General features: G+C 70.9%; 17 protein-coding genes. 5 read left to right on the top strand and 12 right to left on the bottom strand.

Annotated elements, in window-relative coordinates; genetic code table 11:
- Positions 1 to 59: 59 nt before the first annotated feature.
- Complete coding sequence (locus tag H9Y04_RS00950) at positions 60 to 752, top strand: class I SAM-dependent methyltransferase (RefSeq protein ID WP_187811662.1); 693 nt, start codon at positions 60 to 62, stop codon at positions 750 to 752.
- A gap of 77 nt (positions 753 to 829) precedes the next feature.
- A complete protein-coding gene (locus H9Y04_RS00955; RefSeq protein ID WP_187811663.1) occupies positions 830 to 1,558 on the top strand; it encodes a DUF1707 SHOCT-like domain-containing protein in 729 nt (242 codons plus the stop codon).
- 94 nt (positions 1,559 to 1,652) lie between these two features.
- Here the strand turns inward: H9Y04_RS00955 and H9Y04_RS00960 are convergent, their stop codons facing one another.
- Together H9Y04_RS00960 and H9Y04_RS00965 are read right to left on the bottom strand one after the other, a co-directional pair.
- Positions 1,653 to 2,903, bottom strand: a complete 1,251-nt coding sequence (locus H9Y04_RS00960) for a serine hydrolase domain-containing protein (protein ID WP_187811664.1) — start codon at positions 2,901 to 2,903, stop codon at positions 1,653 to 1,655.
- A 110-nt stretch (positions 2,904 to 3,013) separates the two neighbouring features.
- Positions 3,014 to 3,865, bottom strand: coding sequence for a formylglycine-generating enzyme family protein (locus H9Y04_RS00965; protein ID WP_214660700.1), 852 nt, complete (start codon positions 3,863 to 3,865; stop codon positions 3,014 to 3,016).
- Positions 3,866 to 4,036: 171 nt separating this feature from the next.
- On the opposite strand from H9Y04_RS00965, the gene H9Y04_RS00970 reads away from it, so the two are divergent.
- The gene (locus H9Y04_RS00970; protein WP_187811665.1) at positions 4,037 to 5,107 is read left to right on the top strand and encodes a questin oxidase family protein; all 1,071 of its coding nucleotides are present in this window, start codon (positions 4,037 to 4,039) and stop codon (positions 5,105 to 5,107) included.
- A gap of 43 nt (positions 5,108 to 5,150) precedes the next feature.
- Here the strand turns inward: H9Y04_RS00970 and H9Y04_RS00975 are convergent, their stop codons facing one another.
- The 9 genes from H9Y04_RS00975 to H9Y04_RS01015 form a co-directional block, all read right to left on the bottom strand.
- Entirely contained in the window at positions 5,151 to 6,710 is a 1,560-nt protein-coding gene (locus H9Y04_RS00975; RefSeq protein ID WP_187811862.1) for an alpha/beta hydrolase, read from the bottom strand.
- Positions 6,710 to 8,320, bottom strand: a complete 1,611-nt coding sequence (locus tag H9Y04_RS00980; RefSeq protein ID WP_187811666.1) for an alpha/beta hydrolase — start codon at positions 8,318 to 8,320, stop codon at positions 6,710 to 6,712. Before H9Y04_RS00980 ends, H9Y04_RS00975 begins: the two co-directional genes overlap by 1 nt.
- A 147-nt stretch (positions 8,321 to 8,467) precedes the next feature.
- Positions 8,468 to 10,030, bottom strand: a complete 1,563-nt coding sequence (locus H9Y04_RS00985; RefSeq protein ID WP_187811667.1) for an alpha/beta hydrolase — start codon at positions 10,028 to 10,030, stop codon at positions 8,468 to 8,470.
- Between the two features lie 190 nt (positions 10,031 to 10,220).
- Entirely contained in the window at positions 10,221 to 11,597 is a 1,377-nt protein-coding gene (hemG, locus tag H9Y04_RS00990) for a protoporphyrinogen oxidase (protein WP_214660702.1), read from the bottom strand.
- Positions 11,598 to 11,767: 170 nt separating this feature from the next.
- Complete coding sequence (locus tag H9Y04_RS00995; protein ID WP_308800813.1) at positions 11,768 to 12,943, bottom strand: TIGR04053 family radical SAM/SPASM domain-containing protein; 1,176 nt, start codon at positions 12,941 to 12,943, stop codon at positions 11,768 to 11,770.
- Positions 12,940 to 13,671 carry a respiratory nitrate reductase subunit gamma gene (narI, locus tag H9Y04_RS01000; protein WP_187811668.1) on the bottom strand — a complete coding sequence of 244 codons (732 nt, stop codon included), beginning with the start codon at positions 13,669 to 13,671 and terminating at the stop codon, positions 12,940 to 12,942. The genes H9Y04_RS00995 and narI overlap by 4 nt, the downstream gene beginning before the upstream one ends.
- The gene (gene narJ, locus H9Y04_RS01005) at positions 13,671 to 14,321 is read right to left on the bottom strand and encodes a nitrate reductase molybdenum cofactor assembly chaperone (RefSeq protein WP_187811669.1); all 651 of its coding nucleotides are present in this window, start codon (positions 14,319 to 14,321) and stop codon (positions 13,671 to 13,673) included. Before narJ ends, narI begins: the two co-directional genes overlap by 1 nt.
- Positions 14,318 to 15,844, bottom strand: a complete 1,527-nt coding sequence (gene narH, locus H9Y04_RS01010) for a nitrate reductase subunit beta (RefSeq protein WP_187811670.1) — start codon at positions 15,842 to 15,844, stop codon at positions 14,318 to 14,320. The genes narJ and narH overlap by 4 nt, the downstream gene beginning before the upstream one ends.
- 4 nt (positions 15,845 to 15,848) lie before the next feature.
- On the bottom strand, positions 15,849 to 19,499 hold the full coding sequence (locus tag H9Y04_RS01015) for a nitrate reductase subunit alpha (RefSeq protein WP_187811671.1): 3,651 nt from the start codon (positions 19,497 to 19,499) through the stop codon (positions 15,849 to 15,851).
- A gap of 181 nt (positions 19,500 to 19,680) precedes the next feature.
- On the opposite strand from H9Y04_RS01015, the gene H9Y04_RS01020 reads away from it, so the two are divergent.
- Positions 19,681 to 20,466 carry a YwiC-like family protein gene (locus tag H9Y04_RS01020; protein WP_308800814.1) on the top strand — a complete coding sequence of 262 codons (786 nt, stop codon included), beginning with the start codon at positions 19,681 to 19,683 and terminating at the stop codon, positions 20,464 to 20,466.
- 38 nt (positions 20,467 to 20,504) lie between these two features.
- On the opposite strand, the gene H9Y04_RS01025 is transcribed toward H9Y04_RS01020, so the two are convergent.
- A complete protein-coding gene (locus H9Y04_RS01025) occupies positions 20,505 to 23,162 on the bottom strand; it encodes a lysylphosphatidylglycerol synthase transmembrane domain-containing protein (RefSeq protein ID WP_187811673.1) in 2,658 nt (885 codons plus the stop codon).
- Positions 23,163 to 23,437: 275 nt separating this feature from the next.
- Between H9Y04_RS01025 and H9Y04_RS01030 the strand changes: the two genes are divergently transcribed.
- Complete coding sequence (locus H9Y04_RS01030) at positions 23,438 to 23,806, top strand: MGMT family protein (protein ID WP_187811865.1); 369 nt, start codon at positions 23,438 to 23,440, stop codon at positions 23,804 to 23,806.
- Positions 23,807 to 23,996 lie beyond the last annotated feature (190 nt).

Below are 23,996 nucleotides of genomic sequence, written 5' to 3' on the forward strand. Positions count from 1 at the left end.
GGGCGGCCGGAAGCCGCCGGCGTGGGAACTGGCGGGCGGATCCGGTCCGTTGATCCGGCATGGAGCTGAAGAAGCGTGCGGGACATCAGGGGACCGGGCCCGGGGCGATCACGCCCGACGGGTGCGCCGTCGAGCTGTACGCACGGCTCGCGGCCGGCACCGAGCCGGACGTGGTCGCCGCGGCCGTGCCGGCAGGTGCGCACATCCTCGAACTGGGCAGCGGTGCGGGGCGTGTGACGCACCCGCTCCTGGAGCGGGGCTTCACCGTGACCGCGGTGGACGAGTCCCAGGAGATGCTCGACCGCATCCGCGGGGCGCGTACGGTGTGCAGCCCGATCGAGGACCTCGACCTCGGCGAGACGTATGACGTGGTGATGCTCGCGTCGTTCCTCGTGCACGCCGCCGATATGGAGGTGCGGCGGGGGCTGCTGCGCACCTGCGCCCGTCATCTGGCCGCGGACGGAAGGGTGTTGATCCAGCGGGAGGGCGAGGACTTCCACCGGAATGTGCCGAGGGAGCGCGTCGACCCCGCCGGCTACACGGTGCGGATCGTGTCGGCGGAACCGGTCGGGGACGGGGTGACATCGGTGCACGCGGAGTACGAGTTCCCGGACGCCACCTGGACCCAGACGTTCCGGTCGCGGCCGTTGACGAAGGAGCAGTTCGAGGACGCGCTCGCGGAGGCGGGCCTCGAGGTGGAGGACTACCTGACGGAGGACCGGATCTGGGTGCGGGCGCGGCGGGCGGCCTGAGGGGGCAGTGCGGCAGTGGGGCCGGGGCCGGTTCCGTGTCCTGGCCCATGTCGCCGTTCGGGCTATAGCGTTGAGGTATGTCGGGAGAGATTGCCCCCAGCGGGGAGCCTGCAGGACCCGCAGGGCCCGCACCCACCGCGGCCTCCGCGCCCACCACGGCTGCCGCGGCCTCCGCGCCTGCCCCCGCCTCCGCCTCCGCTCCCGGACTGCGCGCCTCGCACGCGGACCGGGACCGTGTGGTGGACGTCCTGCGGATCGCCGCCGGGGACGGGTTGCTGACCTCGGACGAGCTGGACGAGCGGGTGGAGGCGGCCCTTTCGGCGCGGACCCTGGGTGAACTTGCCCCGCTCACCGCCGACTTGCCCGCGGTCTCCACCTCGGCCGGCACGACGGTGGGCGAGGTCAAGGACCTGGTGCGCATCGAAGGGGTGCACAGCGGCGCGGTCGTGCGCGAGGGCCGCTGGGTGGTGCCGCGGCGCATGGAGATCGCCGTGATGTGGTGCAAGGTGACGCTCGACTTCACGGATGCCGTGATCACCCAGGACACGCTGCGGATCGACGGGGAGATGGCGGGCAAGACCCTGGTCCTCATCACGCGTCCGGGCATCGTGGTGGACACCGGCGGACTCCAGCTGGTCCACGCCAAGGTCATCCACCGACGCGGCGCCCGCCCCGGCCCGGGCGCGCCGGTCACGCTCCGCATCGAACTCGCCGGCCACAAGACGCATGGCCGCGTGGTGATCCGCCCCGCGCGCCGGACCTTCACCCAGTGGCTGCTGCGCAGACGGCCCGACGCCACGGCGTAAGGCCGGCTCCACCGCGTAAGGCCCTACTCCACCGCGTACGGCAGCACTCCGCCTCGCAGGGCAGGACCCCGCCGCGTACGGCAGGTTGAGGCATTCAGCCCTTCTCCCCGCACAGGGCGTGATCGATGAGCTCGCGCATCCGTTCCTCCTGGAGTGCCGCCGTACGCGCGTCGCCGGGGCGGCTGTGCGCGCTGACCGTGAGGGTGCTGCGGCCGTCGGCCGTGGTGGCACCGCGCAGGACATAGCCGAAGCCGCTGCCGCCGTGCCCGAAGTACGCGCCGCCGCAGGACAGGGGAGTGGCGAACAGGCCGAGTCCGTCGCCGGTGCCCGCGGGATGATCGCCGTCGGCCGGTACGGGCACGGTGGTGCGCATCGCCTCCAGGGTGGCCGGTTCGAGGAGCCGGCCGTGGAGGAGGGCGGAGAGGAAACGGTTGAGCTCCGTGGCTGTCCCGGTCATCGACCCGTCGGCACCGGTATCGAAGGGCCGGTACGGGATCGTGGTGTCGATCAGCGGCCCTTCCGGCGCGAACTGCTGGTAGTTGAGAGCGTGCGGTCGCGGCAGGAACGGCGAGAGGCCGGGCGTATCGGTGCGGCGCAGGCCGAGCGGCCGCAGGATGCGCTCGTGCACCTGCTGTTCCCAGGTGCGGCCGGTCACCTTCTCGATGACCATGCCGGCGAGCACGTAGTTCGTGTTGGAGTACGCCCAGTCGGTGCCCGGGGCGAAGTCGGGTTCGTGCCGCATCGCGAGGGCCACCAATCGCCCGGGGCTGTACGCGTCCCAGCGCTTGGCGAAGTACGTCCGGGCGCTCGGGTCGGGGAACACGTCCGCCGTGTAGTCGTACAGGCCGCTGGTGTGCTGCAGCAGATCGCGCAGGGTGATGCGGTGGCCGTCGTTGCCGTTGCCGGTGACGACGCCGGGCAGCAGCTCCGCCACGCTCTGGTCGAGCGACAGCCTTTTCTCGTCCACGAGTTGGAGGAGCACGGTGGCGACGTAGGTCTTGGTGATGCTGCCGAGCCGCAGATAGCCGTGCAGGGGCACGGGCCGGCCGGTCGCCCGGTCCGCCACCCCCGACCGGACCGTGACCGTCCCGCGCGCGGTGTCCAACCGGACGGCCACGCCGGTGACTCCGGCATCGCGCAAGGCGTCGGCGTCCCGCTGCAGTGCCCCTTTCGCAGAGGAGTGCGACCCGTCCGCCGGCGGCGCGGCCGCGGCCGACGGCAGCCCCGCCGCGGCCAGCGTCAGGACACCCGCCCCTAAGAGAAGCCGGCGAGCAGGGGTGAGGTGGCGTGGAAGGTGCGGTCGAACGGGGTGCAGCCGAGGTGAGTTCCGCCGGAAGATCTTCATCCCCCGACGCTAGAAAGCCCCGCCGCCCCCCACCATCCGGCCCGCCCCCTGCCCACCGTCGGGCCAACCCCCTGCCCCCACCGGGGGTTGGCCGCAGTAGCACAGTCCGCTCAGGCGGCCACCGCCCCGTCGATCACCGCCGCGCCGGCCGCCACCCGGAAGCCGACGCCGATCGCGGCCAGGTCCCGCTCGTACGCGCCGTGCCGACGGGCACAGCGGGCCAGGTCGCGGTCGTGGCGGTAGGCGCCGCCGCGCGTGACGTGAGGGTCGAAGGCCCAGGTCTCGGCCGTGGGGACATCGGCGGGGGCGCCGGGGTAGGGCGCGTAGAGCGTCGAGGTCCACTCGTCGGCGTTGCCCGCCATGTCCAGGACCCCGAACGGGCTTGCCCCGTCAGGGAAAGAGCCGACCGGGGTGGTGGTGCCCAGACCCAGATCGACCAGGTTCGCCAGACCCGTGCGATACGTGTCGCCCCAGGGGAACTCGCGCGCGTCGTCCCCGCGGGCGGCGCGTTCCCACTCGTCCTCGCTCGGCAGGCGCACCCGCACACCGCCGAGCCGCCGTCCGAGCCAGTCGCAGTAGGCAGCCGCCTCGTCCCAGCCGACGCCCGTCACCGGGTGGTCGGCGGGCCCGTGCGGGACGGCGCGTCCGGTCGTACGGGCGAATGGCTCCCACTGGGCGTTCGTGACCAGGGTGCGGGCGATCCGGAAGGCCGGCACGAACACCTCCGCGCGCGGGGCCTCCTTCCGGTACCACTCCGCCGGGACCCCCGTGTCCGCATAGCGCCCGGCCACCTGCTCCAGGTCCTCGGCAGGCGTACCCCGCCGCAGCACTCCGGCCGGGATCTCGACCCAGTCAATCGGCTCCCGGTCCACCGGCTCCGAGTCCACCGGCTCCGAGTCCACCTGCTCCGAGTCCACCTGCTCCGAGTCCACCTGCTCCCGGTCCACCTGCTCCCAGTCCATCGGCAACCCCCTCGTACGCTCGCTCGTACGACCATGATCGACCGTACGGCCGTGGCGGACGTCCTCCAACGGGCCCATCCGGGCTGCCCTGTTGGACCTAGGTCCCGGCGCGTCGGCGGATACGTCGCTCGGCCGATCCGCCTGCGCGCCCGCCTGCCTAGAGTCGCCGGCATGGATACGTCAGGGATCACCGCAGGGATCACCGCAGGGGTCACGCCAGGGGATGCGTCAGGCGCGCTCGACGAAGCGCTGGAGCGGTTGCACGGCAGTGGGCCCGAGCGGCTCGGGCGGCTCACCAACCACGCGCCCATGGCCGTCGAGGCACTCGCCGCCCGCGGGCAGGCGCGGTCCGTGCATCGCTGGCTCGATCTGTACGCCCCCAAGCTGGAGGAGTTCCCGACCCGCGTCGAGCCCGTCACGGATGCCGACTGGCGTGCGGCGCTCGGCGATCCGCGGCGTGTGGCCGACTGGATCGGCTACTTCGGGACGCAGGTCGCCGAGCGTCCGTGGCGCGAGGTCCTCGCCCAGTGGTGGCCCCGGCTGCTGCCCGGCATGTACGGCGGCTCCACGCATCCCGTGATCCGCGTCGGCCACGCCGTACGCACGCTCCTGGCCGCCGAAGCGGGGACGACCGCCCCCGCCGAACCCCGTGTCGCCGAGCTCGCGCACGGCCTCGGCTACTGGGCCGCGCGCCACCACCCCGTGACCGTACGGGCGTTGCCGGGCGCGGGCACCGCGGCCGAAGCCCTCGACGCCGTACCCCTCATCGCCGAACAGGACGGCGGCTTCCCGACACGGCTCGCCCGCGTGAGCGCCGTGCCGGAATGGGCGGCCGAGGCGACCTCACCGGCCGACATCCACGCCCGCCTCACCGAACTGGTCCGTACGGCGACCCACCGGTACGCCACCCACGGCCACGGCGAGGAGACGATGCTGGTCCACGCGGCCACCGCACCCAACGCCGTCCTGCGCACCCTGCCCGCGCTCCCGCACGACCTCTGGCAGCCGAGCCTGCAGGCCGCCTGGACGGCCTCCGCCGCGGTCACCGCGATGTACGCCCCGGCCACCGGGGTCGACTACACCCCGCCCGGCACCTTCACCGCGGAGGAGGTCATGGAACGGGCGCTGTCCCACGGCGACGAGCACGTCATCAAGCTGACGGACACCGCCCTGGACGTGGGCGACGAGCAGGCGCTGGCGGCCGCTCTGCGCGCCATCGAGCTGAGCGCTCCGCTGGTCTGACGCGCAGAGGGCCGGCCGCACCTGAACGACCGCCGCCCTGGGGCTACTTGCAGGTCTTGCCGTCCTCCGGGACCTTTCCTTCCAGGAGGTAGGCGTCCACGGTCTCCGTGGCGCAGTCGTTCACGCCGTAGGTGCCGTGGCCCTCGCCGTCGACCGTGATGTTGACGCCGACGCCTTCGCCCAGGGCCTTCGCCATCTTCTCGGCGCCCTCGACCGGGGTGGCCGGGTCACCGGTGTTGCCGATGACCAGGATCGGGCCCGCGCCCTCCGCGGCGACCTCGGGCGTCTTGCGCTCGCCCTTCACCGGCCAGTCGGTGCAGGACATCAGGCCCCACACCATGGACTCCCCGAAGACCGGCGAGGCCTTCTTGTACGCGGGGAGCCGGCGCTTCACGTCCGCGAAGCCGAAGCGTTCCGAGGAGTCGGCGCAGCGGATCGCGGCGTTGGCCTGGGACATGTTGTTGTAGCGGCCGGTCTGCGGGTCACGGCCGCTGTAGGCGTCGGCGAGCAGCAGCAGGATCGAGCCCGAACCGGCGTTCTCGACCTCCTGGAGACCCTGGGTGAGATACGGCCAGGTCTCCTCGCTGTAGAGCGCCGCCGCGATACCGGTCTCCGCCAGGCCCCGGGTCAGCTTGCGGTCGCTGGAGGTGGGCAGCGGGGCGGCATCGACGCGTTCGAGGAGCGCCGCGATCTCCGCGGCACCCTTCTTGGGATCCTTGCCGGTGTCCTTCAGGTAGTTCTCCAGGGCGAGCTGGAAGCCCTCGGCCTGTGCGAGACCGCCCTCGACCTGGCCCTCCGTCGGGTCCACCACGGCGTCGAAGACGGTACGTCCGACCTTCTCCGGGTACAGGTGGGCGTAGACGCCGCCCAGTTCGGTGCCGTACGAGATGCCGAAGTAGTTGAGCTTCGGCTCACCGAGCGCTGCGCGGATCAGGTCCATGTCGTGGGCCGTGTCCGTGGTGCCCACGTGCGGCAGGAGCTTCCCGGCGCGGGACTTGCACGCCTCGATCTGCTCACGGGACTCGGCCGTGAACTCGGCCTCATCGGCCGCGTTCTCGGGCGGCCCGTCGTCCTCCTGCGAGAGCCGGTCGAGCTCCTTGTCGTCCACACAGCGCACCGTGGCCGTCTCGCCCACCGCGCGCGGGTCGAAACTCACCAGGTCGTAGCGCTCGTTGAGCTCCTCGTAGTCCCCGGCCGCCTGCGGCAGCGTGGCGACACCCGAGCCGCCCGGGCCGCCGAAGTTGAACAGGAGCGCGCCCAGCCTGCGGTCAGGCTCCGTGGCCGGCTTGCGGATCAGGGCGATCTCGACCTGCTCGCCCTTGGGTTCGTCCTGGACGAGCGGCACCTCGATCGAGCCGCACTGCCACTTGCTGCCGGGTGCCTTGCCCATGCCCTGATTCGCCGTGGGCGCCTTGCAGCGGGTCCAGTCGATCGCGCTCTTGTCCGGTACGCCCTTGCGGCCGTCCGACGCGGACGGCTTGTCCTCCCCCTCCGTATCGGAAGAACCGGAGGAGGTGCAGCCCGCCACGAGCAGTGCGGCCGCCAGCAAGCCGGGGGCAAGCGCCGCCGAAGGGCCGCGCGAGGAGCGGGACTTGGGGGATATCAAGAGCAGACCTTTCCGTCTTCCGGCACCTTGTGGTCGAGCAGATAGTCCTCGACCGTTCCGTCGACGCACGGGTTGCCGCCCCCGTACGCGCCATGCCCCTCGCCCTTGAAGGTGAGGTGCACCCCGACGCCCTTGCCGAGCTCGTCGGCCATGCGGCGCGCGCCCTCGAAGGGCGTGGCCGAGTCGCCGGTCGTGCCGATGACGAGGATCGGGTCCGCGCCGGGCGCGCTGACCTCGGGGGTCTTGTGCTCGCCGGCCACGGGCCACTGGTGGCACCAGCCGGCCGCGTCCCAGCCGAGATAGCCGCCGAAGACGGGGGAGATCTTCAGGAACTCCGGAAGCATCTTCCTCGCCTGCGCGGGCGTCGGCCTGACCGAGGTGTCCGCGCAGGAGATCGAGCGCTGCGAGTGCATCGCGGTGCTGTAACTGCCGGACGCGTCACGGTTGTTGTACTCGTCCGCGAGGGCGAGCAGCGGCGAGCCGTCGCCGTCCGCCGCGGCCTGCAGCGCGGCCGTCAGCTGCGGCCAGCTGCTCTCCGAGTACAGGGCTTGGGTGATTCCGGTGGTGCCGAGCGTCTCGTTCAGCTCACGGCCGCCGGCCGCCGGCAGCGGCTTCCTGTCGAGGGACTTGAGCAGCGCCGCGATCTCCCGGGTGCCGTCCTTCGGGTCCTTGCCCGTGGACTTCAGGTAGTTCTCCAGGGCGCGCTGGAAGCCGCGCGTCTGGTTCTTGGCGTGCCCGATGCCGTCCGCGCTCGGGTCGACCACCGCGTCGAGGACGAGCCGTCCGACCTTCTCGGGGAACAAGTGGGCGTATGTGCCGCCCAGTTCGGTGCCGTACGAGTAGCCGAGATAGTGGAGCTTCTCGTCGCCGAGCACGATCCGCATCAGGTCCATGTCGCGTGCCGCGTTGGACGTGGAGACATACGGCAGGATGTCGCCGGACTTCGCCTTGCAGCCCGCGCCGAAGTCCGCGGCGTCCTTGAAGTACGCCTGTTCCTCGGCGGCCGTGTCCGGGGTGAGGTCGATCGTGGTGAAGGCCTTCTCGGTCTCCTCGTCGGTGCGGCACGCCACACCGCCACTGCGCTCGACCCCGCGCGGATCGAAACCGACCAGGTCGTAGCGCTCCTGCAGCGCGGCATACCCGGGGGCCGCGGCCGGCAGCGTGGAGACGCCCGAGCCGCCCGGGCCGCCGAAGTTGAAGAGCAGCGAGCCGATCCGCGTGTCGTCGTCGCGGGCCTCGCTGCGGGTCAGGGCGATGCCGATGGTCTTGCCGTCCGGGTCGCCGTAGTCGAGCGGCACCTTGAGCGTCGCGCACTTCCACGCGCTGTCGGACGCGCCGGAGCCGCCGCCCTCGCACTCGCCCCAGGTCAGCTTCTGGCCGGTGAGCTCGGCGGGAAGCCCGGAATCATCCGTCTTGCCCGGCGCCTCGGCGGGCTTGCTCTGCGAGGTGGAGGCCCCGCCGCCCTTGTCCGCGGAACCTCCGTCGTCGCTGCATCCCGCGAGCAGCGCGCCGGCGAGCAGCGCCGCCACGGCCACGGCCGTGGTGCGCCCGTGCGACGGGGTCGTGCGTATGCGGCCGGTTTCCCGGTCCCCTGACGTGCCTGTCATGTACGACGTCCCCCCTTGAGCATCAATCCCGACATCCTAAAGGCGCCGTTGTGAGGGCAAACGGTTGCGGTCCGCCCTCACAGGCAACCGCGACTCCACCGTTATGAGGACACCGCCCCGGCCGTCATGAGCACACCGCCCGGACCGTCATGAGCACACGGTCCCGGCCTTCGGCTCCTTGCCGTCGAGCAGATAGCCGTCCACCGCCTCGCGCACGCACTTGTTCTTGCTGTCGTACGCGCCGTGCCCCTCGCCCTTGTACGTGAGCTCGATCCCGACGCCCTCGCCGAGGGAGTCGACCATCTTGCGCGCACCCTCGTACGGGGTCGCCGGATCGCCCGTGTTCCCGATGACCACGATCGGGGCGGAGCCCTTCGCGCTCACATCGGGATGGTCGGCCGCGCCGGTCACGGGCCAGTCGGAGCAGCCGAGCATGCCCCAGGCCAGATAGTCGCCGAACAGCGGCGAGGTCTCACGGAACTCCGGCAGCGCGGCCTTCACGTCCTCGACCGAGTAACGCGGCTTGTCGTCGGCGCAGTTGATGGCCACGTTGGCCGACTGGATATTGCTGTACGTACCGTCGAGATTGCGGCCGTTCATCGAGTCCGAAAGCGCCATCAGGATGCGCCCGTCCCCGTCGTAGGCGTTCTCGAGTCCCTCGGTCAGGTACTCCCAGAAGTCCTTGGAGTACAGGGACTGCGCGATCCCGTTGGTCGCGGCGGTCTGGGTGAGCTTGCGCTGTCCCAGGCCGGGCAGCGGCTTGGCGTCCAGGTCCTTCAGGAGCTGCGCGATCCGCTCCTGTACGTCCTCGGGGGTGTCGCCGACCGGGCAGTCCTCGACCTTGGAGGTGCAGTCCTTCGCGTAGTTCTCCAGGGCGAGCTGGAAGCCGCCGGCCTGGCCGAGCGAGCCCTGCTCGGGGGTCTGGGTCGGGTCGACCACGGCGTCGAAGACGGCACGGCCGACGTTCTCCGGGAACAAGTGGGCGTAGACACCGCCCAGTTCGGTGCCGTACGAGATCCCGAAGTAGTGGAGTTTCTCGTCGCCGAGCACCTGGCGCATCAGATCCATGTCCCGTGCGGCGTCCGTGGTGGCGACATGCGGCAGGACCTTGCCGGCCTGCTCCTCGCAGCCCTCGTTGAAGGTCTTCACATTGTCGAGGAGCGTCTGCTCCTCCTCGGAGTCGTCGGGGGTCGCGTCCTGCTGGTAGTACGCATCGAGCTGTACGTCGTCCTCGCAGGTGACCGGCTCGCTGCGGCCCACGCCCCGGGGGTCGAAGCTGACCAGGTCGTAGCGGGTGCGCAGCTTGGCGTAGTCCTCGCCGAAGGCGGGCAGCGCGGTGATGCCGGAGCCGCCGGGGCCGCCGAAGTTGAAGACGAGCGAGCCGATGCGGTTCTTCTTCTCACTCGCCTCGGCGCGGATCAGCTCGATGCCGATCGTCTCGCCGTCCGGCTTGTCCCAGTCGAGGGGGGCCTTCATCGTGGCGCACTGCCATTCGGCTCCCGCCGGGAGCGGGGAGGGCGCTTCGCCGCCGCCCTGGGCGGCCGTGGGGGCGGGGCAGTCCTTCCACTTCAGCTGCTGTGCCGAGAGGTTCAGCCGATCGGCCGTGGGGCCGGCGTCCTGGTCGGAGTCGCCGGTGCAGCCGGTGGCGAGAGCGGCGGTGAGGGTGAGGACGGCGGGCAGGGCCAGACGCACGGCACGGGGCTTGGGCATGAGCCCATCCTGCGGTCGGTCGCCGGGGGCCGCCTTTGGCACGGGCCGTCCGTGTGATCGTTACGGCTATCCGCCGTGGGCAGGTCGGCCTTTGCCGTGGGCAGTCGTGCCGCAGGGCGGCACGGGTGGGCACGGCACACCCAGGGCTACGCCCGCCTCTGCGCTCAGCCCCGGCGCGCCCGTCCTGGGCTCAGCCCTCGAACGCCTGCCGAGCAGCCTTGCGGCCGGTCGCCACGCACGCCGCGACACCGACCCCTTCGTACGCCGCACCGCACAGCCCGATGCCCGGCAGCTTGGTGACGGCCTCGCGGATGCGCTCGACCCGGTCGGAGTGGCCGACGCCGTACTGCGGCAGGCTCCGGTCCCAGCGGGTGACCCGCGCGGAGGTGGGCTCGCCGATCCGGCCCGCCGCGAGATGCAGCTCCGATACGGCGGTACGTATCAAGTGGCGGTCGGGCACGTCCAGTTGCTTGTCCTCGCCCGCGCGCCCGATCGAGACCCGCAGGACGAAGGAGCCCGGCGCCGACTCGTGCAGCCAGCTCCACTTGTTCGTCAGGAACGAGGCGGCCTTGATGACATGGCCGTCCACCGGCGGTACGAGGAAGCCGTTGCCCTCGGGCAGCGAGGGCGTACGGGCCCGGTCGAAGGCCATGGTGATGACCGCGGAGTTGGCGTGCTGGATCGCGGAGAGGTCCTCGAAGGCCGCGGGGGAGTGGCCGCGGAGCAGCTCGGCGGCGGCGAACGCGGGCAACGCGAGGATCACCGCGTCGGCCTCCATGACCAGCGGGCCGTCCGCGGTCAGGGCACAGACCCGCCAGCGTCCGGACGGCGTGGGCTGCAGCTCGCGGGCGCGGGTCCCGGTGAGGATCCGGGCGCCGGACGCCTTGGCCACGGCGGCCGGGAGCCGGCCCGTTCCGCCGCTTACGCCCTGGACCGCCGCCACCTTGGGGGCGCCGGCCGCGCGGACCCGGCGCAGGGCGCCGATGATCGAGCCGCCGTGCTCGGCGACCGCGGCCAGGCGGGGCATGGCCGCGCGCAGCGAGAGACGGTCGGCGCGGCCCGCGTAGACGCCGCCGAGCATCGGCTCGACGAGACGGTCGACGGCTTCCTGGCCGATGCGGCCGGAGAGGTAGTCGGCGACGGAGACGTCGGTGTCGCGCGGGAGCGGTCCTGCGGGGAGGTTCTCCTCGCGGCAGAGCCGCTCGAGGCCCTCGTCGGAGAGCAGTCCGGTGCCGGCCAGTGCGCGCGGTTCGGTGGGGATGCCGAGGACGTGTCCCGCGGGCATGGGCCGCAGGCGGCCGTGGGTCCAGACGGTGGTGGGGGCGGTGGCCGGGTCGCACAGATCGGCGCCGAGGCCGACTTCCTGGGCGAGCTCCACGGCCTCGGGGCGCAGCGCCATGATGGATTCGGCGCCCGTGTCGACGGGGATGCCGCCGATGGTGCTGGTGTGCAGCTTGCCGCCGATGCGCTGTTCGCTTTCGAGGACGGTGACGTCGGCCTTTCCGCGCAGCTGCCAGGCTGCGGCGAGGCCGCTGATGCCGCCGCCGATGACGATCACTGAGCGCATGGGGGTCTCCCTGGGAGTGGTGTCCGCGTCTTCGACGCTACGTTCCTCGGGGGTGCGGACGGCTCATGCTTCCGGCCCCTTTGTGGTGGCCGCCTGGCCATTTCGCGTCCGGCCACGTCCGGTCCGGGGCGGCGGCGCCTGCGGCGGGGTGGGGGAAAGAGAAGCCGAGGTCAAGCCGGCAGCAGCTCCCGCAGCTCCGCCTGGTAAGGGAACGACCCCGGTTCGTATGCGCACCACGGGTCCGCCGCCAGCGTGCGGCCCGTGACCCCGTACGCGCGCGACCGCGACCCGCCGCAGACAACGTTGAACTCGCACCGCCCGCACTTCCCCTCAAGCAGCGACGGATCGCGCAGCGAGTTGAAGAGGGCCGACCCCCGGTAGATGTCCGGGAGCGGATGGTTCTTGACGTTGCCCGCCGAGAGCGGAAGGAACCCGGAGGGATGGACCTCGCCCGTGTGGGAGACGAAGACGAACCCGCGGCCCGAGCCCACATCCATGGGAGGCCGCCGCACGGAACGCTGCGCGCCGGAGAAGACACCGAGCGAGCGGGCCCGCTCGACCAGCGAGGCGTACAGTTCACCCGTCACCGGAAGCTCACCCCGCCGCGCCAGAATCGTCCGCTGCAGCGCCACCCGCCGGAAGTGATGACCCTCCGTTGTCTTCGTCGCCATGACCGCACCGCAGTCGTAGAGGAAGTGCAGCACGTCCTCGATCTCGGCCGGCGAGAGCGCGTCCAGCTGCTCGCCGCGCCCGGTCGGGACCAGGATGAAGCCGCTCCAGATCATCGCCCCCTCGCGCCGGACCACCGCCGCGACATCCGCGAGATCCTCCAGGCTGTGCCGGGTCACGGTCGTGTTGATCTGCACCTTGAGCCCCAGCTCACGCGCCATCCGCCACCCGTCCAGCGTCCAGTCGTAGACGCCGGAGACACCCCGGAAGGCGTCATGGCGCGCGGCCGTCGAGCCGTCCAGAGAGAGCGACAGGGCGACCGCGCCCGCATCCCGTACGGACGCCAGATTCTCGTACGTGAGCGTCGGCGTCCCCGACGGAGAGACCGCGATCCGCAGGCCGAGCGAGGTCCCGTACGCGATCAGCTCCCGCAGGTCCGCGCGCTGGAAGGGATCGCCGCCCGTGATGACGAACAGCGGGCTCGGCCTGCCGAACGACGCGATCTGGTCCATCAGGAGGCGGGCGTCCGTGCCGTCCAACTCGCCCGGATCGCGCGCCAGTTGGGCCTCGGCCCGACAGTGCAGGCAGGCGAGCGGACAGGCGCGCGTCGCCTCCCAGATGACGATGAACGGCCGCTCGTCCACCGAGTGGCGCGGGGTACGGACGACGCGCTTCACGAGCCGACCTTCTCCCAGCCGCGCCGCGTCGGACGCTGGGCCGCGGCCTGCTTCGGATCCCGGCTGCGGTACACCACGTACGGGCGGAAGAGGTACTTCAGCGGGGCGCTGAACATGTGCACCAGGCGCGAGAAGGGGATCAACAAGAAGAGGCCGAGACCGAAGATCACATGCAGCTGGAAGGCGGCCGGTGCCTGGCCCATCAGGGCGTAGTCCGGCTGGAAGGTGAACAGCGAGCGGAACCACAGCGAGACGCCCTCGCGGTAGTTGTAATCGCCCATCGCCCCGGTCGAGTTGAGCAGCGTGGCCACGATCCCGAGCGTCATCGCGCCGAGCAGGAACGTGTACATCAGATGGTCGCTGCGCAGAGTCGCCTGCTTCACCGCGGGCACGGTGAAGCGGCGGTGGACCAGGATGCCGATGCCCGCCGCCGCCGCGAGACCCGCCACCGACCCGGTGCTCACGGCGAGCAGGTGGTACGTGTGGTCGCTGAGCCCCACCGCGTCGGTCCAGGTCTTGGGGATGAGCAGCCCGACCACATGCCCGACGACCACGAACGCCATCCCGAAGTGGAACAGCGGCGAGCCGATGCGGAGCAGCCGGGACTCGTGGACCTGCGTGGAGTGCGTGGTCCAGCCGAAGCGGTCGTAGCGCGCCCGCCAGATCAGGCCCGCGACCAGGAGCACGACGACGAGATAGGGGAAGACTCCCCACAGGATCAGGTCCATCAGGCCGGGGTCCTTTCCAACGGCATGGCGGGCCAGGGGAGTTCGACACCCGGCCCGAAGGGTTCCAGCGGATCGGAGAGCCCGACGCTCTCGTGCTGCGGGCCGCGCTTGGCGAGCGCCTTCGCCTCGGCCTTCGTCTCGGGGGACGGGCCCGGCAGCGTGGCACAGACCGCTTCGAGGACCCGCGCGTACGGGGTGTCGGCGGCGGTCACGGCCAGGCGGAGCAGTTCGAGCCCGGCGCGGTGCTCCTCGAGGAGCAGGGTGCCGGCCTCGGGGTGCAGGGCCGCGAACTCCAGGGCCACGGGCAGGAAGTCGGGGAGCTCCTCGCTCGCGAACTCCAGACCGAAGTCCCGGTAGATCCGCTTCATACGGACCAGGGAGAGCCCGCGGTTGCGGGTGTCGCCGTCCGTCCACCAGGTCAGGTACAGGCAGCGGCGGTTACGGGTGTCGAACATGTCGGTGTAGTGCGCGGCCAGCTCCAGCTCCGGCGTCACCCGGGCGTACGAGAGGAACTCCCCGATGAGGCGGGCCGGTTCGGGGGCCGCCCCGGCGAGGGCCTCCTCGTATCGCGGGAGTTCTGTGTGCAGGCGTGCGTCCGGGTACTGGAGGAGTCGGCCGGCGACCAGGCGTACAACGGCATCGGGGGTCATGCGCTCCTCCGCGTCGGGGAGAGGTTGAGGAGGGGACGGCTGTCGCAGAGGGCCTCGGCGGACACGGGGCAGGAGTCATCCAGCGGATGGGTGTCCGCCAGCGCGTCCGCGTCCGCGCGCGCCGCCGTCGGGATCACGTACCGGTCCTCGTACTTGGCGACCGCGAGCAGCCGGCACATGTCCTCGATCTCCTGCCCGGTCAGCCCGACCGCGGCCGCGATCGACTCGTCGCGCGGCTGCCCCAGATTGACCCGGCGCATGTACGCGCGCATCGCGGCCATCCGCCGGAGCACCGCGTCGACCACGTACGTGTCACCGGCCGCGAGCACCTCGGCGAGGTACTCGACCGGGATGCGCATCGCGTCGATCGCGCCGAAGAGATTGCCCGCGTCCTCGCCGTCGCTGCCGGTCGCGGCGACCGCGTCGACCACCGGCGAGAGCGGCGGGACGTACCAGACCATCGGCATGGTGCGGTACTCCGGGTGCAGCGGCAGTGCGACCTGGTAGGTGGCGATCAGGTCGTGGACGGGGGAGCGACGGGCGGCGTCCAGCCACTCCTCCGTTATACCCGCAGCCTTCGCCGCCGCCTGGACCGCCGGGTCGTGCGGATCGAGGAAGGCGCCCAACTGGGCCGGGTACAGGTCGTGTTCGTCCTCGACCGCAGCGGCTTCGGTCACCTTGTCGGCGTCGTACAGCATCACGCCGAGGTAGCGCATCCGGCCCACACAGGTCTCCGAGCACACGGTCGGCAGCCCGACCTCCACGCGCGGGAAGCAGAAGGTGCACTTCTCGGCCTTGCCGGTGGAGTGGTTGAAGTAGACCTTCTTGTACGGGCAGGAGGACACGCACATCCGCCAGCCGCGGCACTGGTCCTGATCGACCAGGACGATGCCGTCCTCCACGTGCTTGTACATCGCGCCGGACGGACAGGCCGACACACAGGCCGGGTTGAGGCAGTGCTCGCACACGCGCGGCAGATAGAACATGAAGCTCTTCTCGAACTCCATCCTGATCCGCTCGCCGACCTCGTCGCGGATCTTCTCGATGATCGGGTCCTTGACGGCGTGCTCGGGCGCGCCGCCCAGGTTGTCCTCCCAGTTGGGACCCCACTCGATCTTGTCGATCGGCTCACCCGTGACCTGGCTGACCGGGCGCGCGACGGGCAGGTCGTCGCCGGCGGGGGCCTCGGTGAGGTTCTTGTACTCGTACGTCCAGGGCTGGTAGTAGTCCTCGATCTGCGGCATCTCGGGGTTGGCGAAGATCTGCCCGAGGCGCTTGGCCTTGCCGCCCGCCTTGAGGCGCAGACGTCCGGAGCGGGTGCGCTCCCAGCCGCCCTTCCACTTCTCCTGGTCCTCCCAGCGCCGGGGGTATCCCTGGCCGGGCAGCGTCTCGACGTTGTTGAACCAGACGTACTCGGTGCCCTTGCGGTTGGTCCACGCCTGCTTGCAGGTGACCGAGCAGGTGTGGCAGCCGATGCACTTGTCGAGGTTCATGACCATGGCTACCTGTGCCATTACGCGCATGGGACTAGAACTCCACATCCTGGTTGCGGCGGCGGATGACAGTGACCTCGTCGCGCTGGTTACCGGTCGGGCCGAGGTAGTTGAAGGCCCAGGTCAACTGGGCGTAGCCGCCCACGAGATGGGTGGGCTTGAGCATGATCCGGGTCAGCGAGTTGTGGATACCGCCGCGCCTGCCGGTCTTCTCCGTCTTCGGCACACCGACCGTGCGCTCCTGCGCGTGGTTCATGTACACCGTGCCGGGCGGCATCTTGTGCGAGACGATCGCGCGGGCCGTGATCACGCCGTTGCGGTTGACCGCCTCGATCCAGTCGTTGTCCTTGACCCCGATGGACTCGGCGTCCTGCGGCGACATCCACACCGTCTGACCGCCGCGGCCGAGCGTCATCATGAACAGGTTGTCCTGGTACTGGCTGTGGATCGCCCACTTGTTGTGCGGGGTCAGATACCGCACGGCGACCGACTTCTCCTCCACGGTGCCGAGCTTCGGCTCCCCGTACAGCCGGTTCATGTCCAGCGGCGGCTTGTACGTGGGCAGCGCCTCGCCGACCTCGTGGATCCAGTCGTGGTCGAGGAAGAAGTGCTGGCGTCCGGTGAGGGTGTGCCAGGGCTTGAGGTGCTCGGTGTTCACGGTGAACGCCGTGTAGCGGCGGCCGCCGGACTCGCTGCCGGACCACTCCGGACTCGTGATGACCGGTACGGGACGGGCCTGGGTGTCCGCGAAGGTGATCCGCTTGCCCTCGGCCTCGGCGGCGAGATGCGCCATCTCCGTGCCGACCTTCTGCTCCAGGGTGTGGAAACCCTGGGTCGCCAGGCGCCCGTTGGAGGTCCCGGAGAGCGACAGGATCGCCTCGCAGGCCTGCTGCGCCGTCTCCAGCTTCGGCCGCCCGTCGGCGATTCCACCGCGTACGGTCCCGTTCTTGCTCTGCAGATACGCGACCTCCTCGGCCACATCGAAGGTGATCGCCTTCGTGGTCACACCGAGGGTGTCGACCAGCGGGCCGAGCGCGGCGAACTTCTCGCCGACCGCGCCGTAGTCCCGCTCGACGACCGTGAGGTTGTACATGGTCCTGCCGGGAATCGGCTCGCACTCGCCCTTCGACCAGTCGAGCGCCACACCGCCGGGCTGCGCCATCTCGCCGCCGGGGGTGTCGTGCTGCAGCGCGGTCGCGACGAGGTCCTTGCGGACGCCCAGGTGCTCCTTGGCCAGCTCGCCGAAGCGCTTGGCTATCGCGTGGAACGCGTCGTAGTCCGAACGCGCCTGCCACGGCGGGTCCACGGCCGGCGTGAACGCGTGCAGGAAGGGATGCATGTCGGTGGACGACAGATCGTGCTTCTCGTACCAGGTGGCCGCCGGCAGCACGACATCCGCGAGCAGCGTCGTCGAGGTCATCCGGAAGTCCATCGTGAGCAGCAGATCGAGCTTGCCCTCGACGTCCTCCTCGTGCCAGGTCACATCGCGCGGCTCACAACGCGGCCCGTCCTCGGGCAGGTTGGAGTGCGTGCCGAGCAGGTGCTTGAGGAAGTACTCGTTGCCCTTGGAGCTCGACCCGAGCAGATTCGCCCGCCATACGTTGAGCACGCGCGGCCAGTTGCCGGGGGCGTCCGGGTCCTCGCCGGCGAAACCGAGTTCGCCGTCCTTGAGCATCCGGACGGTGTGCGCGACCGGATCGTCGTGGTCCCCCAGCTCCAGGGGATTGCGGTCGAAGGTCGGATACGAGGGCATCCAGCCCATCCGCGCGGACGCGGCCAGACAGTCGGCGCCGGTCATGCCCTCGAAGCGGCCGTCGCCGAGGGGCGAGGCGAGCGCGTCGGCGGGCAGCGAGTCGTAACGCCACTGGTCGGTGTGGAGGTAGAACCAGCCCGCGCCGATCATGTGCCGGGGCGGCCGGCCCCAGTCGCTCGCGCTCGCGAGCGTGGCCCACCCCGTCACGGGGCGGCACTTCTCCTGGCCGACGTAGTGGCCCCAGCCACCGCCGTTGCGGCCCTGGCAGCCGGTCATCGTGAGCAGCGCGAGGAAGGCGCGGTAGATCGTCTCGGAGTGGAACCAGTGGTTGGTGCCCGCGCCCATGAGGATCATGCAGCGGCCCTCGGAGTCCACGGCGGTCTGCGCGAACTCCCGCGCCACACGGGTGGCTTGAGCGGCGGGGACGGAGGTGAGGGTCTCCTGCCAGCCGGGGGTGCCGGGGGTCTCGGTGTCCTCGTACGACGTGGGCCATTCGCCGGGCAGCCCCGCGCGCTCCACGCCGTACTGGGCGAGCAGCAGGTCGAAGACGGTGGTGACCAGCCGGTCGCCGACGCGGCGGACGGGGACGCCGCGGCGCATCACGCCGTCCTCGTCGAAGCGCGGCAGTGTGACCGTGACGCGGTCGTCGGCGTGGTCGATGAGGGAGAGCCGGGGCTCGGTGGTCCCGAGGTCCAGATTCCACTCGGGGGTCTCGTTCCTGCCCCAGCGGTGGCCCAACGTGCCGTTGGGAACGGTCAGTTCACCGGTCGCGTCGTCGACGAGCACGGTCTTCCACTGCGCGTTCTCGGTCTCCTGGCCGAGGTCGGCGGCGGTCAGGAACTTGCCGGGCACCAGCCCCTGCTCGCCCTCGCCGAGGCTGACGAGGAAGGGGAGATCGGTGTACTGCCGTACGTAGTTCTCGAAGAAATCCGTCTTCTTGTCGACGAAGAATTCCTTGAGGATGACGTGGCCCATGGCCAGCGCGAGCGCACCGTCCGTGCCGGGGTGCGGATGCATCCACTCGTCGGCGAATTTGGTGTTGTCCGCGAAATCCGGCGAGACGGTGACGACCTTCTGGCCGCGATACCGCGCCTCGGCCATCCAGTGGGCGTCCGGTGTACGCGTCACCGGCACATTCGAGCCCCACATCATCAGATACGCGGCGTCCCACCAGTCACCGGATTCCGGCACGTCCGTCTGGTCGCCGAAAACCTGCGGAGAGGCCACCGGAAGGTCCGCGTACCAGTCGTAGAAGGAGAGCATCGGCGCGCCGATCAGCGAATGGAAACGCGCACCGGCCGCATGCGAGGCCATCGACATCGCGGGAATCGGCGAGAAGCCGGCGACGCGGTCGGGGCCGTGGTTCTTGATGGTGTGCACATGGGCCGCGGCTGCGATCTCCGTCGCCTCCTCCCAACTGGCCCGCACCAGGCCGCCCTTGCCGCGCGCCTTCTGGTATTTGCGCCGGCGCTCGGGGTCGTTCTGGATGTCGGCCCAGGCCAGGACCGGGTCCTTCAGACGCTTCTTGGCCTCGCGGTACATCTCCAGGAGCACGCCGCGGATCAGCGGATAGCGCACGCGGGTGGGGGAGTAGCTGTACCAGGAAAAGGAAGCGCCCCGGGGGCATCCGCGCGGCTCGTATTCGGGCCTGTCCGGGCCGGTCGACGGATAGTCCGTGGCCTGGGTCTCCCAGGTGATGATGCCGTCCTTGACGTACACCTTCCAGCGGCACGATCCGGTGCAGTTCACGCCGTGCGTGGAATACACGACCTTGTCGTGGCTCCAGCGGTCACGGTAGAAGACCTCGGCCGCGCGGCCGCCGGTATGCGTGATGGTGCGCAGGTCGTCGGAGACCTCGGACGCTCCGGAACGGCGGAAGAAACCACCGGCCTTGATCAATGCTTCGGCAGCGCTCTTGCTGTCCTGCTGCACGCCTCGTCCCTCCGGACACCTGTGGAAACACCTGTGGAATTGGCTTCATTCGAGGCTATGCCCGCATTCCGGGTGCTTCCGGTGACAGAGGTCCCGTACGACAGGGACCTCTTCCCTGACTTCCCCAGGACCCGCGATGCGAAGGTGGGAGGCGTCAATCTTGTGGAGCCGGGAGGAATTTGTGAGCCGCAGTCGTAGCGGTGGCCGCAGCCGTAGCGGTGGTCGCAGCCGTAGCGGTGGTCGCAGCCGCTGGCTGCCGGACCAGCACGGCGCGTGGGCGATGCTCGCGGTGCCGTTCCTCGCCGGCACCTTCCTCGGCACACCGCGCTGGGCGCATCTGCCGCTGCTCGCGGCCTGGCTGCTCGGCTACATGGCGGCCTACCACGCCCAGCAGTGGCTCCGGCTCTCGCGGATCTCCCGCAATCCGAAGGCGCCCCGCCGCCACATCCGCCCGGCGCTGGTCCTCGGCGCGCTCTTCGCCGCGTTCGGCCTGCCGCTCGCGGTCCTCTGCCCATGGCTGCTGCTCGCGTGCGCCGCCGCGGCCCCGTTCGTGCTCGCCAACACCTGGTACGCCCGGCGCAACAAGGAACGCGCCCTGCTCAACGGCCTGCTCGCGGTGGTCCCTGCCTGCGGCATGCTCCTGGTCACCTACCGCCTGGGGGAGGGCGGTTGGGGCGCTCTCGCCCCGGCGCTCGCCTGTCTCCTCTACTTCGCGGGCACGGTCCCGTACGTGAAGACGATGATCCGCGAGCGCAACTCCCGCGCGTACTACCGCGGTTCGGTGGGCTACCACGCGCTCGCCCTGTGCGCGGCGGCGCTCCTGAGCCCCTGGCTCGCGCTGCCGTTCGCCGCCTATCTCGTACGGGCCGTCGTACTGCCGGGCCGCGGCGTGAAGGTGCCGGTGGTGGGCGCGATCGAGGTCATGGGCTCGGCGGCGCTGCTGGCGACGGTGTTGCTGACGTTCTGACCGCGCCCGGGGGACCGGGGGCGGAGCTCCCGCAAGGCTCAGAGCGCGCCCTTGCGGGTGAGGTGGTTGAACGCCAGCCATCCGGGGAGGACCGGCAGCCACAGAGTGAGCAGACGGTAGAGCAGCACCGCCGGCGCGGCGATCTCCGTCGGTACACCGGCGGAGAGCACCAGGAAACCGGAGAGCGCCAGCTCCACCGCGCCCACACCACCGGGTGTCGGCGCCGCCGACCCGATCGCGTTGCCCGCGAGGAAGGCCACGGCGACCCCGGCCAGACTCACCGAGGACGCGTCCGCGCCGAACGCCACCAGACACGCGTACAGACACATCACGAAGGACGCCGTCAGGAGCAGCATTCCGCCGATGCCCGTGAGCAGCTTCTGCGGCCGCTGCAGCACGTCCAGCATGCGCGGCACGACACCCGCGAAGAGCGAGCGCACCCGCGTGGACACGAACTTCCTCAGCAACGGCACCGCGGTCACCACGAGGACGAGCACCGCGGCCGTGAGGAGCCCGGCGATCACCGCGCGGGACGGCGTGAGATCCGCCTTGTTCTCGGTCCCGGTCAGATAGCCGAACGTCAGGAGCAGCAGAATGTGCGCCCCGAGCCCGAACAGCTGCGAGGCACCGACGCTCGCCACCGCGAGACCGGAGCGCACTCCGGCCCGCTGCAGGAAGCGCGTGTTGAGCGCCACGCCGCCGACCGCGGCCGGTGCCACCACCTTCACGAAGGACCCGGCCACCTGTGCCGCGATGGTCCGAAGCAGCGGCACCCGCTCCGGTACGAAGCCGAGCAGGCTCATGGCCGCGGCCAGATAACTGAGCGCGGAGAACGCGACCGCGGCCGCCACCCAGCCCCACTCGGCGTTCTGCAACTGGTCGAACTCGAACTTGGTCAGCTGACCGAACAGGAAGTACGCGGCGAACGCGCCCGCGATCCAGCTGATCAGCGTGCGCGGCTTGATCCGCTCCAGCTGGGCCGGCTCGACCGGTGCCTGCGGACGGATGCTGAGCACCTGGTGGCGGATCTGGGTGAGCAGATCCTCCTCGCGGGCCTCTTCGAGGGCCTCGTCGATGGCCCGCTTCTCCGCCTGCCGCTCGGCCTTGCTGGTCTTGCGGAGCAGATCCTCCGCCCCTGAGGCGCCGGACTCTGCGGCCCGTGCCTCCTTGGAGAGCCGCGAGGCCTCGAGCACCGCCTCGCGCTCACGCTCGCCCCGCTCCCTGCTGAGCTTGCGCAGCTCCGCCCGCGTGGTGCGCGACAGAGCGATCGGCTGCAGCAGCGGCAGACAGTCCGCGACGGTGTCACCGCCGAGCACCTCGACCGCCGCGGCGACGGACCGCTCGGCGCCGACCCGCAGCCCGAACGTGGTCAGGAGCTGCGCGATGTCCATGCGGAGCAGCAGATCCCCGGCGGCGATCTCACCGCCCCGGAGATCGGTGATGATCACCTTGCCGGAACGATCCACCAGAATCGCGTCGCCGGCGAGCCGCCGGTGCGCGATCCGTCGCGACTGCAGCGCCTGCACCTGGCGCCAGGTGTCCCGCATCAGCCCGTCGGTGATCGCTTCGTCGTCGAGCGAGTCGAGACTGCGCCCGCCGGTGTGCTCGTACACGAGCATGACGGCATCGGGACCCAGCTCGGATGTGGCGATCAGCTTGGGGGCGTTGGCACCGGCCGCGATCGCCGCGTACGCGAGCAGCGCCTCCTGTTCGAGGGCCTGACGCAGCGAGAGCAGCGACCTGCGGGTGGTCAGGGAGCGCAGCGTCAGACGCCGCCACACCCGGTAGAAGAAGCCGTGCGCCTGCTGTTCACGGTCGACCACCGTGATGTCCAGCGGCGGCCCGTCCTCGAGCGTCACGAAGTAGTGCCGGCCGCGGTCGCCGCTGTCCGGCGTGTCCCCCACGTCCTCCGCACGCGCCGCGCTCACCGGCTTGAAGCCGACATGGCGCAGACCGCTGAGGAGGTTCTGCGCGGTGGGCCGGACGTTGGGCGAACCGACCGCGTACAGCGTTCCGTACGCGACGGACCAGCCGATCAGGACGGTCAGGATGATCGAGAAGGGGGTCGTGTACCCGGCGACCAGCATCGAGACCGCGTCGAGCAGCAGCACCGCCCACAGCAGCACCCGCCAGCGCGGCCGCCGCGAAAGCCCGACGGCCGTCATGTACGCGATCACCGGGGCGAGATAGCCGTGCACCGGGTCGGTCAGCTGGCCCGCCTCGTTGAACCGGGTCAGCGCGTCCCGTACGGATTCGGGCGCGGCCTCGGCGACCCAGAGATCGGTGGCCAGGGTGACCCCGTGCGCCAGCACGGCCGCGAGCACACCGTCGGCGATGCGCAGCCCGTCCCGCTTGATCAGCCGCTCGATCGCGAAGGCCACGGGGACGAGCAGCACCGCGATGCTGGACGCCAGGCCCGCGAACTTGATCAGCAGATCCGGGGCCTCCCCGGTCCGCTTGGCGATGTCGTCCTCGAGGCCGGTCGTGGTGCCGTGCGCGAACGCGGCGACACCGAGAAGGAGGGCGATCGCCAGCGCGCCGACGAGCAGCCGCATCAGGTCGGACGGCCGGTGCACGCGGGCGGGCAGCAGCGGCTCGTCGCCCTCGACCCGGTCGATGGTCCCGTCCACCAGCGGATGCTCGTGGTGGTGCAGCTCCGGCCGCCTGCCGTTGCTCACCGTGCCGTGGCTTTCCATGCCGTTGTTCTCAGGGGTGGCCGGGCGCGACGAAGCGGCAGAGGTGCCGTCGCCCTTCGAGGCGTCCGCTCCCTGCGTACCTTCGGCATCCGTCGCTTTTTGATCTCGTATCACCAGTCACCGCCCGGATGATGGTGGCATGAGCCACCCACGTCAGGGGGCATCAGGGTGCAAACAAGAGACACCGTGTGCCGGTGTTGTGAGAGTTTGCCCGGGCCTTGCCGCCCGGTGCCCGTCGCCGCGGACCCGCCGGACTGTCGGTGCCGTACGGCACCATGGAGCGGATGAGCCAGCAGCCGCCCCCTGAGATCCACGAGATCCCTGAGTACGCCGAACGTGTGCTCGAGGTCGCCGAGCAGATCCCGCCGGGCCGGGTCATGACGTACGGCGATGTCGCCGAATGGCTGGGCGAGGGCGGCCCCCGTCAGGTCGGCCGGGCGATGGCGCTCTATGGCGGCGCGGTCCCTTGGTGGCGTGTGGTGCGCTCGGACGGTGTGCTGCTGCCGGGGCACGAGCGGCGTGCGCTCGAGCAGTACCGGGTGGAAGCCACACCGCTGCGCACGGCCGGGGACGGCAGCCAACGGCTCGACATGCGACGGGCGCGCTGGGACGGCGCGCCTGCTGAGGGGCCCACTCACACATGACAGCTTCCGGTATGCGCCGGCCGCAGGGGCGATGGCGGGCCCGTCCGGGGGAAGCGGGGTCAGGATACGGCGTTCACGCAGGCCAGGGGCAGGAACCTCGGGAAGCGGAGAGACGCGCGGCCGCACTCGCGTAGCGTCGGGCGCGGCAGTCACCGCGTTGCCTCCGCACCCGGCAGCCCCGGCGCGATCC

The sequence above is a fragment of the Streptomyces polyasparticus genome, assembly GCF_014493765.1.
GTDB lineage: Bacteria > Actinomycetota > Actinomycetes > Streptomycetales > Streptomycetaceae > Streptomyces > Streptomyces polyasparticus.

Coding starts and splice junctions, on each gene's coding strand:
- H9Y04_RS00960 (WP_187811664.1), bottom strand. CDS start 2,903: ATGAAGATCTTCCGGCGGAACTCACCTCGGCTGCACCCCGTTCGACCG.
- H9Y04_RS01030 (WP_187811865.1), top strand. CDS start 23,438: ATGGAGCGGATGAGCCAGCAGCCGCCCCCTGAGATCCACGAGATCCCT.
- narI (WP_187811668.1), bottom strand. CDS start 13,671: ATGGACCTGATCCTGTGGGGAGTCTTCCCCTATCTCGTCGTCGTGCTC.
- H9Y04_RS00980 (WP_187811666.1), bottom strand. CDS start 8,320: ATGACAGGCACGTCAGGGGACCGGGAAACCGGCCGCATACGCACGACC.
- H9Y04_RS00955 (WP_187811663.1), top strand. CDS start 830: ATGTCGGGAGAGATTGCCCCCAGCGGGGAGCCTGCAGGACCCGCAGGG.
- H9Y04_RS01025 (WP_187811673.1), bottom strand. CDS start 23,162: ATGGAAAGCCACGGCACGGTGAGCAACGGCAGGCGGCCGGAGCTGCAC.
- H9Y04_RS00985 (WP_187811667.1), bottom strand. CDS start 10,030: ATGCCCAAGCCCCGTGCCGTGCGTCTGGCCCTGCCCGCCGTCCTCACC.
- H9Y04_RS00965 (WP_214660700.1), bottom strand. CDS start 3,865: ATGGACTGGGAGCAGGTGGACCGGGAGCAGGTGGACTCGGAGCAGGTG.
- narJ (WP_187811669.1), bottom strand. CDS start 14,321: ATGACCCCCGATGCCGTTGTACGCCTGGTCGCCGGCCGACTCCTCCAG.
- hemG (WP_214660702.1), bottom strand. CDS start 11,597: ATGCGCTCAGTGATCGTCATCGGCGGCGGCATCAGCGGCCTCGCCGCA.
- H9Y04_RS00970 (WP_187811665.1), top strand. CDS start 4,037: ATGGATACGTCAGGGATCACCGCAGGGATCACCGCAGGGGTCACGCCA.
- narH (WP_187811670.1), bottom strand. CDS start 15,844: ATGCGCGTAATGGCACAGGTAGCCATGGTCATGAACCTCGACAAGTGC.
- H9Y04_RS00950 (WP_187811662.1), top strand. CDS start 60: ATGGAGCTGAAGAAGCGTGCGGGACATCAGGGGACCGGGCCCGGGGCG.